This is a genomic window from Thalassospira profundimaris, from assembly GCF_003326795.1.
Lineage (GTDB): Bacteria > Pseudomonadota > Alphaproteobacteria > Rhodospirillales > Thalassospiraceae > Thalassospira > Thalassospira profundimaris_C.
In genome coordinates this window covers 188,638-202,254 of record NZ_JPWI01000009.1, presented here as the reverse complement: position 1 = coordinate 202,254, position 13,617 = coordinate 188,638, and the positions used below count along the sequence as shown (strand labels likewise).

The 13,617-nt window shown below is 55.0% G+C and carries 26 protein-coding genes; all 26 read left to right on the top strand.

Annotated features, from left to right (window positions below; all coding sequences use genetic code 11):
* Positions 1–167: 167 nt before the first annotated feature.
* The 26 genes from rpsJ (at position 168) to TH30_RS14745 (ending at position 13,579) form a co-directional block, all read left to right on the top strand.
* On the top strand, positions 168–476 hold the full coding sequence (rpsJ, locus tag TH30_RS14870) for a 30S ribosomal protein S10 (RefSeq protein ID WP_007091508.1): 309 nt from the start codon (positions 168–170) through the stop codon (positions 474–476).
* A gap of 16 nt (positions 477–492) precedes the next feature.
* A complete protein-coding gene (gene rplC / locus TH30_RS14865) occupies positions 493–1,209 on the top strand; it encodes a 50S ribosomal protein L3 (protein ID WP_114098875.1) in 717 nt (238 codons plus the stop codon).
* Positions 1,210–1,214: 5 nt separating this feature from the next.
* Positions 1,215–1,835: a 50S ribosomal protein L4 gene (rplD, locus tag TH30_RS14860; protein ID WP_114098874.1), complete on the top strand. Its 621-nt coding sequence runs from the start codon at positions 1,215–1,217 to the stop codon at positions 1,833–1,835.
* A complete protein-coding gene (locus tag TH30_RS14855; protein ID WP_068518270.1) occupies positions 1,832–2,134 on the top strand; it encodes a 50S ribosomal protein L23 in 303 nt (100 codons plus the stop codon). Before rplD ends, TH30_RS14855 begins: the two co-directional genes overlap by 4 nt.
* 4 nt (positions 2,135–2,138) lie before the next feature.
* On the top strand, positions 2,139–2,966 hold the full coding sequence (rplB, locus tag TH30_RS14850) for a 50S ribosomal protein L2 (RefSeq protein WP_068518269.1): 828 nt from the start codon (positions 2,139–2,141) through the stop codon (positions 2,964–2,966).
* 16 nt (positions 2,967–2,982) lie between these two features.
* A complete protein-coding gene (gene rpsS, locus TH30_RS14845; protein WP_008892178.1) occupies positions 2,983–3,261 on the top strand; it encodes a 30S ribosomal protein S19 in 279 nt (92 codons plus the stop codon).
* A 2-nt stretch (positions 3,262–3,263) separates the two neighbouring features.
* The gene (gene rplV, locus TH30_RS14840) at positions 3,264–3,644 is read left to right on the top strand and encodes a 50S ribosomal protein L22 (RefSeq protein ID WP_114098873.1); all 381 of its coding nucleotides are present in this window, start codon (positions 3,264–3,266) and stop codon (positions 3,642–3,644) included.
* Complete coding sequence (gene rpsC, locus TH30_RS14835) at positions 3,644–4,330, top strand: 30S ribosomal protein S3 (RefSeq protein ID WP_114098872.1); 687 nt, start codon at positions 3,644–3,646, stop codon at positions 4,328–4,330. The genes rplV and rpsC overlap by 1 nt, the downstream gene beginning before the upstream one ends.
* Positions 4,331–4,342: 12 nt before the next feature.
* Complete coding sequence (gene rplP / locus TH30_RS14830; RefSeq protein ID WP_114098871.1) at positions 4,343–4,762, top strand: 50S ribosomal protein L16; 420 nt, start codon at positions 4,343–4,345, stop codon at positions 4,760–4,762.
* A 6-nt stretch (positions 4,763–4,768) separates the two neighbouring features.
* A complete protein-coding gene (gene rpmC / locus TH30_RS14825; protein WP_114098870.1) occupies positions 4,769–4,969 on the top strand; it encodes a 50S ribosomal protein L29 in 201 nt (66 codons plus the stop codon).
* Between the two features lie 27 nt (positions 4,970–4,996).
* Positions 4,997–5,230 carry a 30S ribosomal protein S17 gene (gene rpsQ / locus TH30_RS14820; RefSeq protein ID WP_008892183.1) on the top strand — a complete coding sequence of 78 codons (234 nt, stop codon included), beginning with the start codon at positions 4,997–4,999 and terminating at the stop codon, positions 5,228–5,230.
* 34 nt (positions 5,231–5,264) lie between these two features.
* Positions 5,265–5,633 carry a 50S ribosomal protein L14 gene (gene rplN / locus TH30_RS14815; protein WP_033067181.1) on the top strand — a complete coding sequence of 123 codons (369 nt, stop codon included), beginning with the start codon at positions 5,265–5,267 and terminating at the stop codon, positions 5,631–5,633.
* Positions 5,633–5,950 (top strand): 50S ribosomal protein L24, encoded by a 318-nt coding sequence (rplX, locus tag TH30_RS14810; RefSeq protein WP_114098869.1) that lies wholly within the window; start codon positions 5,633–5,635, stop codon positions 5,948–5,950. Before rplN ends, rplX begins: the two co-directional genes overlap by 1 nt.
* Positions 5,951–5,961: 11 nt before the next feature.
* Positions 5,962–6,501 (top strand): 50S ribosomal protein L5, encoded by a 540-nt coding sequence (gene rplE / locus TH30_RS14805; RefSeq protein ID WP_114098868.1) that lies wholly within the window; start codon positions 5,962–5,964, stop codon positions 6,499–6,501.
* A 13-nt stretch (positions 6,502–6,514) separates the two neighbouring features.
* Entirely contained in the window at positions 6,515–6,820 is a 306-nt protein-coding gene (rpsN, locus tag TH30_RS14800) for a 30S ribosomal protein S14 (RefSeq protein WP_114098867.1), read from the top strand.
* A 12-nt stretch (positions 6,821–6,832) separates the two neighbouring features.
* The gene (rpsH, locus tag TH30_RS14795) at positions 6,833–7,231 is read left to right on the top strand and encodes a 30S ribosomal protein S8 (protein ID WP_114098866.1); all 399 of its coding nucleotides are present in this window, start codon (positions 6,833–6,835) and stop codon (positions 7,229–7,231) included.
* A gap of 11 nt (positions 7,232–7,242) precedes the next feature.
* The gene (gene rplF / locus TH30_RS14790) at positions 7,243–7,776 is read left to right on the top strand and encodes a 50S ribosomal protein L6 (RefSeq protein ID WP_114098865.1); all 534 of its coding nucleotides are present in this window, start codon (positions 7,243–7,245) and stop codon (positions 7,774–7,776) included.
* Between the two features lie 11 nt (positions 7,777–7,787).
* Positions 7,788–8,141 (top strand): 50S ribosomal protein L18, encoded by a 354-nt coding sequence (gene rplR, locus TH30_RS14785; RefSeq protein WP_114098864.1) that lies wholly within the window; start codon positions 7,788–7,790, stop codon positions 8,139–8,141.
* Positions 8,142–8,152: 11 nt separating this feature from the next.
* Positions 8,153–8,728 (top strand): 30S ribosomal protein S5, encoded by a 576-nt coding sequence (rpsE, locus tag TH30_RS14780; protein WP_008892191.1) that lies wholly within the window; start codon positions 8,153–8,155, stop codon positions 8,726–8,728.
* Positions 8,729–8,734: 6 nt separating this feature from the next.
* Complete coding sequence (rpmD, locus tag TH30_RS14775) at positions 8,735–8,929, top strand: 50S ribosomal protein L30 (protein WP_007091489.1); 195 nt, start codon at positions 8,735–8,737, stop codon at positions 8,927–8,929.
* A gap of 29 nt (positions 8,930–8,958) precedes the next feature.
* Positions 8,959–9,441, top strand: coding sequence for a 50S ribosomal protein L15 (rplO, locus tag TH30_RS14770; RefSeq protein WP_114098863.1), 483 nt, complete (start codon positions 8,959–8,961; stop codon positions 9,439–9,441).
* A gap of 83 nt (positions 9,442–9,524) precedes the next feature.
* Positions 9,525–10,871 (top strand): preprotein translocase subunit SecY, encoded by a 1,347-nt coding sequence (gene secY / locus TH30_RS14765; RefSeq protein WP_114098862.1) that lies wholly within the window; start codon positions 9,525–9,527, stop codon positions 10,869–10,871.
* A gap of 29 nt (positions 10,872–10,900) precedes the next feature.
* The gene (locus TH30_RS14760; RefSeq protein WP_114098861.1) at positions 10,901–11,545 is read left to right on the top strand and encodes an adenylate kinase; all 645 of its coding nucleotides are present in this window, start codon (positions 10,901–10,903) and stop codon (positions 11,543–11,545) included.
* A 118-nt stretch (positions 11,546–11,663) separates the two neighbouring features.
* Positions 11,664–12,032, top strand: coding sequence for a 30S ribosomal protein S13 (gene rpsM / locus TH30_RS14755; protein ID WP_114098860.1), 369 nt, complete (start codon positions 11,664–11,666; stop codon positions 12,030–12,032).
* A 15-nt stretch (positions 12,033–12,047) separates the two neighbouring features.
* Positions 12,048–12,440, top strand: a complete 393-nt coding sequence (gene rpsK / locus TH30_RS14750) for a 30S ribosomal protein S11 (protein ID WP_044828432.1) — start codon at positions 12,048–12,050, stop codon at positions 12,438–12,440.
* Positions 12,441–12,562: 122 nt separating this feature from the next.
* Entirely contained in the window at positions 12,563–13,579 is a 1,017-nt protein-coding gene (locus TH30_RS14745) for a DNA-directed RNA polymerase subunit alpha (RefSeq protein ID WP_114098889.1), read from the top strand.
* Positions 13,580–13,617: the final 38 nt, after the last annotated feature.

The window sequence follows — 13,617 nt, the reverse complement described above, 5'->3', positions numbered from 1 at the left end:
GCGGTCGTACCGTCGGCGCGGGCGTTGTTGCCAAGATCATCGAGTAATTTTTTCTCTTGATCTTTGTGAAGCGGGCGGCTATGTAAGCCGCCCGCAACACTTTTGCGGCAATCGTCAACTCCAGTTGAGGGGCCGGTGTCCTTTTGAGGGCTCCGGTACATAATTACATGGATAGTCAGAACATTCGCATTCGCCTTAAGGCGTTTGACCATCGCGTGCTGGATCAGTCCACGCGCGAGATCGTCAATACGGCGAAGCGCACTGGCGCAGAGGTCCGCGGCCCGATTCCGCTGCCGACCCGCATTGAGAAATACACTGTTCTGCGGTCTCCGCACATCGATAAGAAATCGCGTGAGCAGTTCGAAATCCGTACGCACAAGCGTCTTCTCGACATTGTCGACCCGACCCCACAGACCGTCGATGCTCTTATGAAGCTCGATCTGGCTGCCGGCGTCGACGTCGAGATCAAACTTTAATCGGGAGTAAGCCGCAATGCGTAGTGGACTTATTACCCAGAAGGTAGGGATGACCCGAGTCTTCAAAGACGATGGTTCCCACCTTCCTGTAACCGTACTGAAGGTCGAAGATCTTCAGGTTGTCGCCAACCGTACCAACGACACCGACGGCTACGTCGCTGTTCAGCTTGGTTATGGCAAAGCGAAAGTGAAAAACGTATCCAAGCCGATGCGTGGCCACTTCGCCAAAGCCAAGGTTGAGCCGAAAGCCAAACTTGCTGAATTCCGCGTTAGCGAAGACGGCCTGATCGAAGTTGGTGCAGAACTTTCTGCCGCTCACTTCGTAGAAGGCCAGTACGTTGACGTTATCGGCACTTCCATCGGTAAAGGTTTTGCCGGTGCGATGAAGCGTCATAACTTCGGTGGTCTGCGTGCGTCGCACGGTGTGTCTGTTTCGCACCGTTCGCATGGTTCCACCGGTCAGTGCCAGGATCCGGGCCGCGTCTTCAAAGGTAAGAAGATGGCTGGTCACCTCGGTGCCGCTCGTGTGACTGTTCAGTCCCTTAAGGTTGTCGCTTCTGACGCCGACAAAGGCCTGATCCTGATCCACGGTGCAGTTCCGGGTCACAAGGGCGCCTACGTCCTTGTTAAGGATGCTGTGAAGCGTGCTGCACCGGAAGGTCTTCCGTTCCCGGCCGCGCTTAAAGGTGCTGCCCCGGCTGCTGAAGAAGCTGTCGCCGAGGATAAGGAATAAGCATCATGAAGCTCGACATTCTTAAACTTGACGCTTCCAAGGCAGGTAACATCGATCTTGCAGAAGAGATCTTTGGTCTGGAAGTACGTCGTGACATCCTGCACCGCATGGTGAACTGGCAGCTGGCAAAACGTCGCGCCGGGACCCACAAGGTGAAGGAAAAGTCGGAAGTTTCCGCAACCACGAAAAAATTCGTGCGTCAGAAAGGTAGTGGCGGTGCTCGTCACGGTTCCCGTAAGGCTGCACAGTTCCGTGGTGGTGGTACCGTGCACGGTCCGCGCGTTCGCGACCACGCACACGATCTGACCAAGAAGTTCCGTAAACTCGCGCTTAAAACCGCTCTGTCGGCTAAAGCAAAGGACGGTAAGCTTATCGTTCTTGATAACGCGGAATTCTCGGACGCCAAAACCAAGAATCTGGTCGCAGTTTTCGGTAAACTCGGCTGGAAATCTGCACTGATCATCGATGGTGCGCAGGTCAACGAAGGTTTTGCACGCGCAGCGCGCAACATCCCGCAGATTGACGTGCTCCCGGAGATCGGTGCTAACGTCTATGACATCCTGCGCCGTGACACCCTGGTGCTGACCAAGGGTGCGGTCGAAGCGTTGGAGGCACGTCTCAAATGACGATCATCAGCAAAGAGCGGATGTACGAAGTCATCCGCGCCCCGCATATCACTGAAAAGTCGACGCTGATTTCTGAACACAACGCAGTTGCGTTCAAAGTTGCGATCGACGCCACCAAGCCGGAAATCAAGGCTGCTGTGGAAGGTCTGTTCGGGGTGAAGGTCAAGGCGGTCAATACCTCTGTGGTAAAAGGAAAAACCAAGCGTTTTCGCGGTGTTTCCGGTCGTCGGAGTGATTTCAAGAAAGCGATGGTTACCCTCGAAGAGGGTCAGTCCATCGACGTGACTACGGGAATCTAAGACAATGGCTTTGAAGAAGTTTAAACCAACCTCTCCTGGTCGCCGTCAGCTGGTTCTCGTGGATCGTTCCGATCTCCACAAGGGCAAGCCGATCAAAGCGTTGACCGAAGGTCTTCGCAAGAAAGGTGGCCGTAACAACACTGGTCGTATCACCGCCCGTCGTATTGGTGGTGGTCACAAACGTCGTTACCGTCTCATCGACTTCAAACGTACCAAGTTTGACGTCGTCGGTACCGTCGAGCGTTTGGAATATGATCCGAACCGTACCGCGTTTATCGCACTGGTTCGCTATTCCGACGACGAGCTGGCCTACATCCTCGCACCGCAGCGTCTCGCTGTCGGCGACAACGTTGTTGCCGCTGAACGCGTAGACATCAAGCCGGGTAACGCCGCACCGCTGAAGAACATTCCGGTCGGTACCATTGTCCATAACGTCGAACTGAAAGCCGGTAAAGGTGGTCAGATCGCACGTTCAGCAGGTGCATACGTGCAGCTCGTTGGTAAGGACCAGGGTTACGCCCAGCTTAAGCTGTCCTCCGGTGAGGTACGTTTGGTTCGTGGTGAATGCATGGCTACCATCGGTGCCGTGTCCAACCCGGACCATCAGAACACTAACCTTGGTAAAGCCGGCCGTAATCGCTGGCTCGGCAAGCGTCCTTCGGTTCGTGGTGTTGCCATGAACCCGATCGATCACCCGCATGGTGGTGGTGAAGGTCGTACTTCGGGTGGTCGTCACCCGGTTACGCCGTGGGGCAAGCCTACCAAGGGCAAACGTACCCGCTCGAACAAAAAGACCGACGCGCTCATCATGCGCCGTCGTCACAAGAGCTAACGGAGGAGGCTAGACTATGGCGCGTTCCGTTTGGAAGGGTCCGTTTGTTGACGGATACCTTCTTAAGAAAGCCGATACTGTCCGTGCCTCAGGCCGGAATGAGGTAATTAAGACCTGGTCGCGGCGGTCGACGATTCTGCCGCAATTCGTAGGCCTCACCTTTGGGGTTTACAATGGCCAGAAATTCTTGCCGGTGCTGGTGACCGAAGACATGATTGGTCACAAGTTCGGTGAATTCTCGCCGACCCGTACCTATTATGGTCACGCGGCCGACAAAAAGGCGAAGAGGAAGTAACGATGGGTAAGAAAGCTGACATCCGTCGGCTGGCGGATAACGAGGCTGCGGCTTCGCTCCGGGCAGTACGCATTTCCCCGCGTAAGCTCAACCTCGTCGCCGAGTCGATCCGTGGTTTGAAGGCAGAAGCTGCTTTGGCAGAACTGACCTTCTCCAATAAACGTATTTCGCAGGACGTCAAAAAGCTGCTGGAATCGGCAATTGCTAATGCCGAGAACAACCATCAGCTCGATGTCGACCGTCTCTACGTTAAAGAGGCATCTGTTGGTAAGGCCTTCGTGATGAAACGTTGGCGCGCCCGTGCACGCGGTCGCGTCGGCAAGATCATTAAGCCGTTCTCCAACATGCGCATCGTCGTTTGCGAACGTGAGGAGACCGAGTAATGGGTCAGAAAGTAAATCCGATCGGTCTGCGCGTTGGGATTAACCGTACCTGGGATTCCCGCTGGTACGCCAACAAGGCCGATTTCGCAGGTCTTCTTCATGAAGACCTTGCGATCCGTAAATACATCTTCGACCGCCTCAAGCAGGCTGGTGTAGCGAAGGTGATTATCGAACGTCCGGCGAAAAAAGCCCGCATCTCGATCCACACCGCTCGTCCGGGCGTTGTGATCGGGAAAAAAGGCCAGGACATCGAGAAGCTCAAGAACGATCTGCAGAAACTGGCGAATGCCGAAGTGCAGGTTAACATCATCGAAATCCGCAAGCCGGAAATCGATGCCAAGCTGGTCGCTGATAACATCGCCCAGCAGCTTGAGCGCCGTGTTTCGTTCCGTCGCGCTATGAAGCGCTCGGTTCAGAACGCAATGCGTCTCGGTGCTGGTGGCATTCGTATCAATGCTGCTGGTCGTCTTGGTGGCGCTGAAATCGCCCGTACCGAATGGTACCGTGAAGGTCGCGTTCCGCTGCACACTCTGCGTGCGGACGTTGATTACGGCACTTCGGAAGCACACACCACCTATGGTGTTTGCGGTCTGAAGGTCTGGATCTTCAAGGGCGAAATCATGGCACACGATCCGTTGGCTTCAGAGCGTAAAGCTCTCGAGTCGGCTGGTACCAACCGTAAGTAAGGAGATACAGATATGCTTTCTCCGAAACGTACAAAGTTCCGTAAAGCCTTCAAAGGCCGCCTTAAAGGTGAGGCCAAAGGTGGTACGGATCTTAATTTCGGTGCTTATGGCTTGAAAGCCTTGGAGCCTGAGCGTATAACGGCGCGTCAGATCGAAGCGGCTCGCCGCGCGATCACCCGCCACATCCGCCGTCAGGGTCGTGTGTGGATTCGCGTTTTCCCGGATCTCCCGGTCTCGCAGAAGCCTGCCGAAGTCCGTCAGGGTAAAGGTAAAGGCTCGATTGAATACTGGTCGGCACGCGTTAAACCGGGTCGGATCATGTTTGAACTCGACGGTGTTCCGTTGGATCTTGCACGCCGTGCTTTCGAGCTGGCAGCGGCAAAATTGCCGATCAAGACCAAGTTTGTCACTCGTCTTGGTGAAGGGGAGTAATTAGTGATGAAAGTTGCTGATCTCCGCGCTAAAAGCGCTGACGAACTGAAACAGCTGCTGCTGGACCTGCGTAAAGAATCGTTCAACATGCGATTCCAGCAGGCTTCCGGTCAGTTTGAGAACACTGCGCGGGTCCGTCAGGTCCGTCGTGATATTGCCCGCATCAAAACCCTTCTCGGTAACGAGAAGGGTGCGACCGCGGCCTAAACTGGACACGCAGAGGAGTAAACACACATGCCGAGGCGTGTATTGCAGGGGACAGTCGTTTCGACCAAAAACGACAAGACCGTGGTGGTCCGTGTGGAACGCCAGGTCATGCACCCGCTGTATAAAAAGTACGTGCGTAAGTCGAAGAAATTCCACGCGCACGATGAAGAGAACCGCTTCAAAACGGGTGACGTTGTTCGCATTCGCGAATGCAAGCCGATCTCGAAGTTGAAGTCTTGGGAAGTAGTGGTCGAGGAGTGAGTCCTCAGCCCAATCATAGTCAAGGGGTAAACCCATGATCCAGATGCAGTCCAATCTGGACGTTGCCGACAACAGCGGCGCTCGCCGCGTCCAGTGCATCAAGGTGCTGGGCGGCTCGAAGCGCAAAACCGCTCATGTTGGTGATGTTATCGTGGTTTCCGTCAAGGAAGCCATTCCGCGCGGTCGCGTAAAGAAGGGTGCAGTTCACAAAGCTGTCATCGTTCGCACCGCAAAGGAAATTCGTCGTGCCGATGGCTCGGCGATCCGCTTTGACCGTAACGCTGCCGTTCTCATTAATGCGAACGGCGAGCCGATCGGCACGCGTATTTTTGGCCCGGTAACCCGTGAACTTCGTTCTAAAGGTTACATGAAGATCATTTCGCTCGCTCCGGAGGTGCTGTAATGGCTGCCAAGATTAAAAAGGGCGACCGCGTCATTGTTCTGACGGGTAAAGACAAAGGGAAGACCGGCGAGGTTCTCGCCGCTTTCCCGTCCGAGAATAAAGTTCTGGTTTCGGGCATCAACCTGGTGAAACGTCACCAGCGCCCGACCGGTGCTGATGCTGGCGGCATCGTCGAGAAGGAAGCAAAAATTGCTGTTTCCAACATCGCGATTGTCGATCCGAAAGAAAACAAGCCGACCCGCGTCGGTTTCAAGACCCTTGATGACGGTCGCAAGGTTCGCTTCGCGAAGCTCAGCGGCGAAGTCATCGACAACTGAGGGACGGAAAAATGACGCGCCTGCGCGAACATTACAAAGAAGTGGTGCGTGATGCACTCCAGAAGGAGTTCTCCTATGAGAACACCATGGAGATTCCGCGCCTCGAAAAGATCGTGATCAACATGGGTGTCGGCGACGCCACCCAGGATCGCAAAAAGCTGGAAGGTGCTGCTGCGGATCTCGCTGCAATCACCGGTCAGAAGCCTATCTTCACCAAAGCGAAAAAGTCGGTAGCGGCTTTCAAACTTCGTGAAGGTATGAACATCGGTTGTAAAGTGACCCTGCGTCGCGACCGTATGTTTGAGTTCCTGGACCGCTTGGTCACCATCGCGCTTCCGCGCGTTCGTGACTTCCGCGGCCTGAACAAAAAATCCTTCGATGGTCGTGGCAACTTTGCCATGGGCTTGAAGGAACAGTTCGTCTTTCCTGAGGTAGAGTACGACAAAGTCGACTCTGTTCGCGGGATGGATATCATCATTTGTACCACGGCTAAGTCCGACGCCGAAGCTCTTGCCCTTCTTAAGGGTTTTGATCTTCCGTTCGGAAACTAACGGAGGTTGGCCCATGGCCAAGAAAAGCTCAGTAGAGCGTGAACTCAAACGTGAACGCCTGGCAAAGCAGTTTGCTGCCAAGCGTGCCGCTCTTAAAGCGGTTATCGCAAACCGCGAGACGTCCCCTGAGGACCGTATCGTGGCTGTGATGAAACTCGCCCAGCTGCCGCGTAACTCGGCTCGTATCCGTCAGCGTATTCGCTGCCAGGTATCCGGTCGTCCGCGCGGTGTCTATCGCAAATTCCGCCTGTCCCGTATCGCCCTTCGTGAACTTGCTTCGCGTGGTCAGATTCCGGGCATGGTGAAGTCGAGCTGGTAAGGAGGACATCACATGTCGATGACTGATCCAGTCGGTGATATGCTCACGCGTATCCGTAACGGTCAGCGCGTTGGTAAATCCAGCGTTGTCTCGCCGGCTTCGAAACTGCGTACCGGTGTGCTGGATGTTCTCCAGCGCGAAGGTTATATCCGCGGTTATAATGTTAGTGAAATTCGCAAGGGCGTCAGCGAAATCACCATCGAACTCAAATATTTTGAGGGCGATGCCGTGATTAAGCAGATCGACCGCGTCTCGACCCCGGGCCGTCGTGTATATTCGAAGATCAAGGATCTTCCGAAGGTATATAACGGACTCGGCATCGCAGTCCTGTCCACTCCGAAAGGGGTTCTATCGGATCAGGAGGCTCGCGAGCAGAATGTCGGCGGCGAAATCCTCTGTAAAGTATTCTAAGGAGGGCCACGATGTCGCGAGTAGGAAAAAATCCGGTGGTTGTGCCTAACGGCGTTACCATCACCTTGACCGAAGAGCAGATCAGTGCAAAAGGCAAGCTCGGTGAGCTTAACCTTACCTTGACCTCGGACGTAACCGTTACCCAGGAAGACAACCAGCTCTGGGTGAAACCGAACAACGATAGCAAGCGCGCTCGTGCCCTTTGGGGTACCACCCGTGCGAACATCGCGAACCTCGTCACCGGGGTCTCGGAAGGTTTTACCAAGAAACTGGAAATCACCGGTGTTGGTTACCGTGCGCAGGTACAGGGCAAAAACCTGGTTCTGCAGCTTGGCTTCTCACACGACGTTGAAATGGAGATCCCTGCGGGTCTGAACGTTGTTGCTGAAAAGCCGACCCTTATCGCCATCTCTGGCGCAGATAAACAGCTCGTTGGTCAGTTCGCTGCAAATGCACGCGGCTGGCGCGGTCCGGAGCCTTACAAAGGCAAGGGTGTCCGTTACGAAGGCGAGTATATCTTGCGCAAAGAAGGCAAGAAGAAGTAAGGACAGGCACGATGAAAAACGTGAGAAGCCTCTTCGAACGCCGCAAGCGTCGCGTTCGTTTTGCGATCCGCCAGAAAGCGGCCGGTCGCCCGCGCCTCAGCGTGCACCGTTCGAACGCTCACATCTATGCTCAGATCATCGACGATGTCGCTGGCACCACCCTGGTGGCTGCTTCGACCGCGGAGAAAGATCTGGCAGGCAAAGGCAGCAATGCCGAAGCCGCTGCTCTGGTTGGCAAAGCTATTGCCGAGCGCGCAGTCAAAGCTGGTGTGAAAACGGTCGTATTCGATCGTGGCGGGTATCTGTTCCATGGCCGGGTGAAAGCTCTGGCCGATGCCGCCCGTGAGGGCGGTCTGGACTTCTAAGGAGCACGACCATGGCACGTAACCAGAATCAACAGCAGCAGGCACCGAAAGCCCGTGAAGAAAACGAACTCGTCGACAAGCTGGTTGGTATCAACCGCGTCGCGAAAGTCGTTAAGGGCGGCCGTCGCTTTGCTTTCTCCGCAATGGTAGTTGTCGGTGACCAGCGTGGTCGCGTCGGATACGGCACGGGTAAAGCCCGTGAAGTTCCGGAAGCGATCCGTAAGGCTACCGAAGCTGCTAAACGCAACATGATCCGCGTTCCGCTTCGTGAAGGTCGTACCCTTCACCATGATACGCAGGGCCATTTCGGTGCAGGCAAGGTTATCCTTCGCTCGGCTCCGGCTGGTACCGGTATCATCGCCGGCGGTGCGATGCGTGCGGTTTTCGAAACTATGGGCGTTCAGGACGTTGTGTCCAAATGTACCGGTTCGAACAACCCGCACAACGTGATCCGCGCAACCCTTGACGCTCTGGTCAACGGTGCATCCCCGCGTCAGGTCGCTGCTAAGCGTGGCCTGAAAGTCGGTGACGTCGTTGCCCGTCGCGATAGCGGTTCGGCTGCTGCCGCCGTTCTCGAAAAGGAGTAATTCGATATGGCTGCTAAGAAAAAAGCGACCGTACGCGTTACCCAGACGGGTTCGCCGATCGGACGTCCGGCTGATCAGCGCCAGACCCTTGTGGGTCTTGGCCTGAACAAACTGCACCGGACTCGTGAGCTGGAAGATACCCCAGCTGTTCGCGGTATGATCGCAAAGGTCAAACACCTCGTCCGTGTGGACGAGGCTTGATTGACCCCAGATCGAAAAGGTGTTGAACGATGAAACTCAACGAACTTGCCGATAACCCGGGTGCCCGCAAGGCGCGCACCCGCGTCGGTCGCGGCATCGGTTCGGGCAAAGGCAAAACTTCTGGCGCAGGTCAGAAGGGTCAGAAGTCCCGTTCAGGTGTAGCCATTAATGGCTTCGAAGGCGGGCAGATGCCGGTCTATCGCCGTCTTCCGAAACGCGGCTTCAAAAACCCGTTCAAGAAACAGTTCGGTGTTGTGAACCTTGGTACCCTTCAGACCGCCGTTGATAACGGTGTTCTTGAAGAAGGTGCAAATGTCACCATCGCTGTTCTGGCGGAAAAAGGTCTTGCCCGTCCGCAGAAAGACGGTCTGCGCCTTCTGGCTAAAGGCGAACTGAAAGCGAAACTGAACATCGAAATCTCCGGTGCTTCCAAAGCAGCTGTTGAAGCTGTCGAGAAAGTCGGTGGTTCGGTCAAGGTTCTTGCTCCGGTCGCTGCAGAAAAAGCAGAATAAGCCTAGAATGACTTCGTGAGGGTCCGGTTCCAGTAATTTGCGGGACCGGACCCTCCAGTTTATGTGTATTGGGAGATGAGTGCATGGCATCGGCCGCCGAGCAGCTTGCCGCGAACCTGAATTGGTCGTCTTTTTCTAAGTCGACCGAGCTTAAAAAGCGTATCTGGTTCACTTTGGGAGCGCTTATTGTATACCGTCTGGGAACCTATATTCCGGTTCCTGGTGTTGACCCGTCCATTCTTGCTGACATTTTCCGTCAGAATGCGGGCGGCGTTCTGGGCATGTTCGACATGTTCGCCGGTGGTGCGCTGGGTCGTATGACGATCTTTGCGCTGAATATCATGCCGTATATCTCGGCCTCCATTATCATTCAGCTGATGACAACTGTTTCGCCGTCTCTTGAGGCTCTCAAGAAAGAAGGTGAACAGGGTCGTAAGAAAATTAATCAATATACCCGCTACCTGACGGTGCTGATTGCGACGGTTCAGGCGTGGGGCATTGCTGTTGGTCTGGAAAGCATGACCGGTTCGACCGGTGCTGCTGTTCATGACCCGGGCATGTTCTTCCGCTTTACCGCTGTTGTGACGCTTGTTGGTGGTACCATGTTCCTGATGTGGCTTGGTGAACAGATCACCCAGCGTGGCATCGGTAACGGCATTTCGCTGATCATCTTCACCGGTATTGTTGCCGGTCTTCCGAGCGCGATTGCCGGTACTCTGGAACTTGGCCGTACCGGTGCGATTTCTGCACTGGTTATCGTCGCGATCATCGTTCTGGCGATTGCGGTTATCGCATTCATCGTCTTTGTTGAGCGTGCACAGCGCCGCGTTCTGATCCAGTACCCGAAACGCCAGGTCGGCATGAAGGTCATGGAAGGTCAGAGCTCGCACCTGCCGCTCAAGATCAACACTGCCGGTGTTATTCCGCCGATCTTTGCAAGCTCGCTTCTTCTGATGCCGCTTTCGGTCGCTCAGTTCACTGCGGGTGGCAATGCGCCGGAATGGCTGACGACGGCGACCGCACTGCTTGGTCGTGGCCAGCCGCTTTACATCGCGCTTTATATCGGCCTGATCGTCTTCTTTGCCTTCTTCTACACTGCGGTTGTTTTCAACCCGGAAGACACGGCAGACAACCTGAAGAAACACGGTGGCTTTATTCCGGGCATCCGTCCGGGCAAAAATACCGCGAATCATCTGGATTTCATTCTGACCCGCCTGACGGTTATCGGTGCAGCTTATCTCGCATTCGTCTGTATCCTGCCGGAACTGCTGATCGCGGAATGGTCTGTGCCCTTCTACTTTGGTGGGACTAGCCTCCTGATCGTAGTCACGGTAACCATGGATACCGTTGCGCAGATCCAGTCTCATATGCTGGCTCATCAGTATGAAGGCCTGATCAAGAAATCCAAACTGCGTGGTCGCCGCCGATAAAAACGACTACGGAATTCAGGGGGAAGACGATGAATATTATCCTTCTTGGCCCTCCCGGTGCAGGGAAAGGCACTCAGGCCAAGCGTCTCGAAACGGGGCGCGGCATGATCCAGCTTTCGACTGGTGACATGCTTCGTGCAGCGGTTGCTGCCGGGACTGAGTTGGGGATGAAGGCAAAGGAAGTCATGGATGCAGGGCAGCTTGTATCCGACGATCTGATGATCGGTCTGATTTCCGAACGACTTGACCAGGATGACGCCAAGGGTGGTTTCATTCTGGACGGGTTCCCGCGCACGACGGCACAGGCAGAAGCCCTTGACGTCATGCTGGAAACCAAAGGTCTGGCACTTGATTATGTGATTGAACTGCGTGTCGATGACGCAGCGTTGGTTGCCCGCATTGTGGGCCGCTATACCTGTGCCAAATGCGGGCAGGGATATCATGACGAGTTCCAGAAACCCGCTGAAGAAGGTGTCTGCGACGTATGTGGCGGCACTGAATTCAAACGCCGTGCGGATGACAACGCCGAGACGGTCACCTCGCGACTGGACGCTTATCACAAGCAGACAGCACCGATCATTCCTTACTATGAAAAGGTCGGTAAGCTGAAAACAGTTGACGGGATGGCTGAAATCGACGAAGTTACGCGCGAGATTGAAGCCATCCTGGGGTAATTTCCCGGGCAGGGCGTTTTTTGCTTGCGGGTTAGCAGCGATGCTGGCCCGCTTTTGCAGCGTTCTACCCTACCGGATCTGCCCTTGGGTTTGTTAACAGGAAACAGGAGTTCACATAGTGGCTCGTATTGCTGGCGTAAACATCCCGACCGCGAAGCGTGTCGTGATTGCGCTTACCTACATCACCGGCATTGGCCCGGCGAAATCGAAAGAAATTTGCGAAAAGGTCGGAATCGAAGCAGCGACCCGCGTTCATCAGCTTTCTGATGACCAGGTTCTGAAGATTCGTGAAGTCATCGACGCTGATTACACCGTTGAAGGCGACCTTCGTCGTGAAACCGCAATGAACATTAAACGTCTGATGGATCTGGGCTGCTATCGCGGTCTCCGTCACCGTCGCGGTCTCCCGGTACGCGGTCAGCGTACTCACACCAACGCTCGCACCCGTAAGGGCCCGGCTAAGCCGATTGCTGGCAAGAAGAAGTAAGGTAGGGGAACGACAATGGCGAAAGCTCCTCAGACTCGCGTCCGTCGCCGCGAGCGTAAGAATATTACGAATGGTATCGCGCACGTAAACGCGACCTTCAACAACACCATGATCACCATCACCGACGTTCAGGGTAACACCATTTCCTGGTCGACCGCTGGTGGTATGGGTTTCCGCGGTTCGCGTAAATCGACTCCGTATGCTGCACAGATGGCTGCCGAAGACGCAGGTAAAAAAGCTGCTGAACACGGCATGAAAACTCTTGAAGTACAGGTTAAAGGCCCGGGTTCGGGACGTGAATCTGCACTGCGTGCGCTTCAGGCTGTCGGTTTCACCATTACGTCGATCAAAGACGTAACGCCGATTCCGCACAACGGTTGCCGTCCGCGTAAACGTCGTCGCGTCTAATCGCGTCGATCTTTGCGGACGACCCCGCGTTTGGGCCCGGATACGCCGGGCCCCTTCGCGTTTCTCGCGAGGGCAAATTTTTGTCCTCCTTACCATAGGCTCCAGTTGCGAAGGTGGGTCTCGTGATTCAAAAGAACTGGCAGGAACTGATTAAGCCGACGAAGCTTGATGTTACTCCGGGTACAGATGCCAGCCGCATCGGTACGATCGTGGCGGAACCGCTGGAGCGCGGTTTTGGTCAGACTCTGGGTAACGCGCTGCGTCGCATTCTGCTGTCGTCGCTCCAGGGTTCGGCGGTGACTGCGATCCAGATCGACGGTGTGTTGCACGAATTTTCGTCGATTCCGGGTGTGCGTGAAGATGTTACCGACATCATCCTGAACATCAAGACCATGGGCGTGCGTATGCATGCTGAAGGTCCGAAGAAAATGGTTCTGAAGGCGACCGGCCCCGGTGCCGTCACCGCAGGTCAGATCGAAACCGGCGCGGATATCGAAATCCTCAACCCGGATCTCGAGCTGTGCCATCTTGACGATGGTGCAACGCTGAACATCGAATTTACCGTTGATAACGGTAAGGGCTATGTCGCAGCAAGCTCGCACAGCTCTTCGGATGCACCGATCGGTCTTATTCCGATTGATGCGATCTTCAGCCCGATCCGTAAAGTGGCCTACAAGGTGGAAAACACCCGTGTTGGTCAGGATACCGATTTTGACAAGCTGTCGCTGACTGTTGAAACCAACGGCGCACTGACCCCGGAAGATTCGGTTGCACTTGCTGCCCGTATCCTTCAGGACCAGCTGTCCCTGTTCGTCAACTTCGAAGAACCGGAAGCGGTTGTCGAAGAGAAGAAAGAAGACGAACTTCCGTTCAACCGTAACCTTCTTCGTAAGGTTGACGAGCTTGAACTGTCGGTACGCTCGGCAAACTGCCTGAAGAACGACAACATCATCTATATCGGTGATCTTGTTCAGAAGACCGAAGCAGAAATGCTCCGTACGCCGAACTTCGGCCGTAAGTCGCTGAACGAAATCAAAGACGTACTGGCTCAGATGGGCCTGCATCTCGGTATGGAAGTCGGCGGTTGGCCGCCGGAAAACATCGAAGAACTTGCTCGCAAGTTCGAAGATCCGTTCTAAGAACGGGTCTTCGGCCTTCGGGCCGTTTTCGGAGCAAT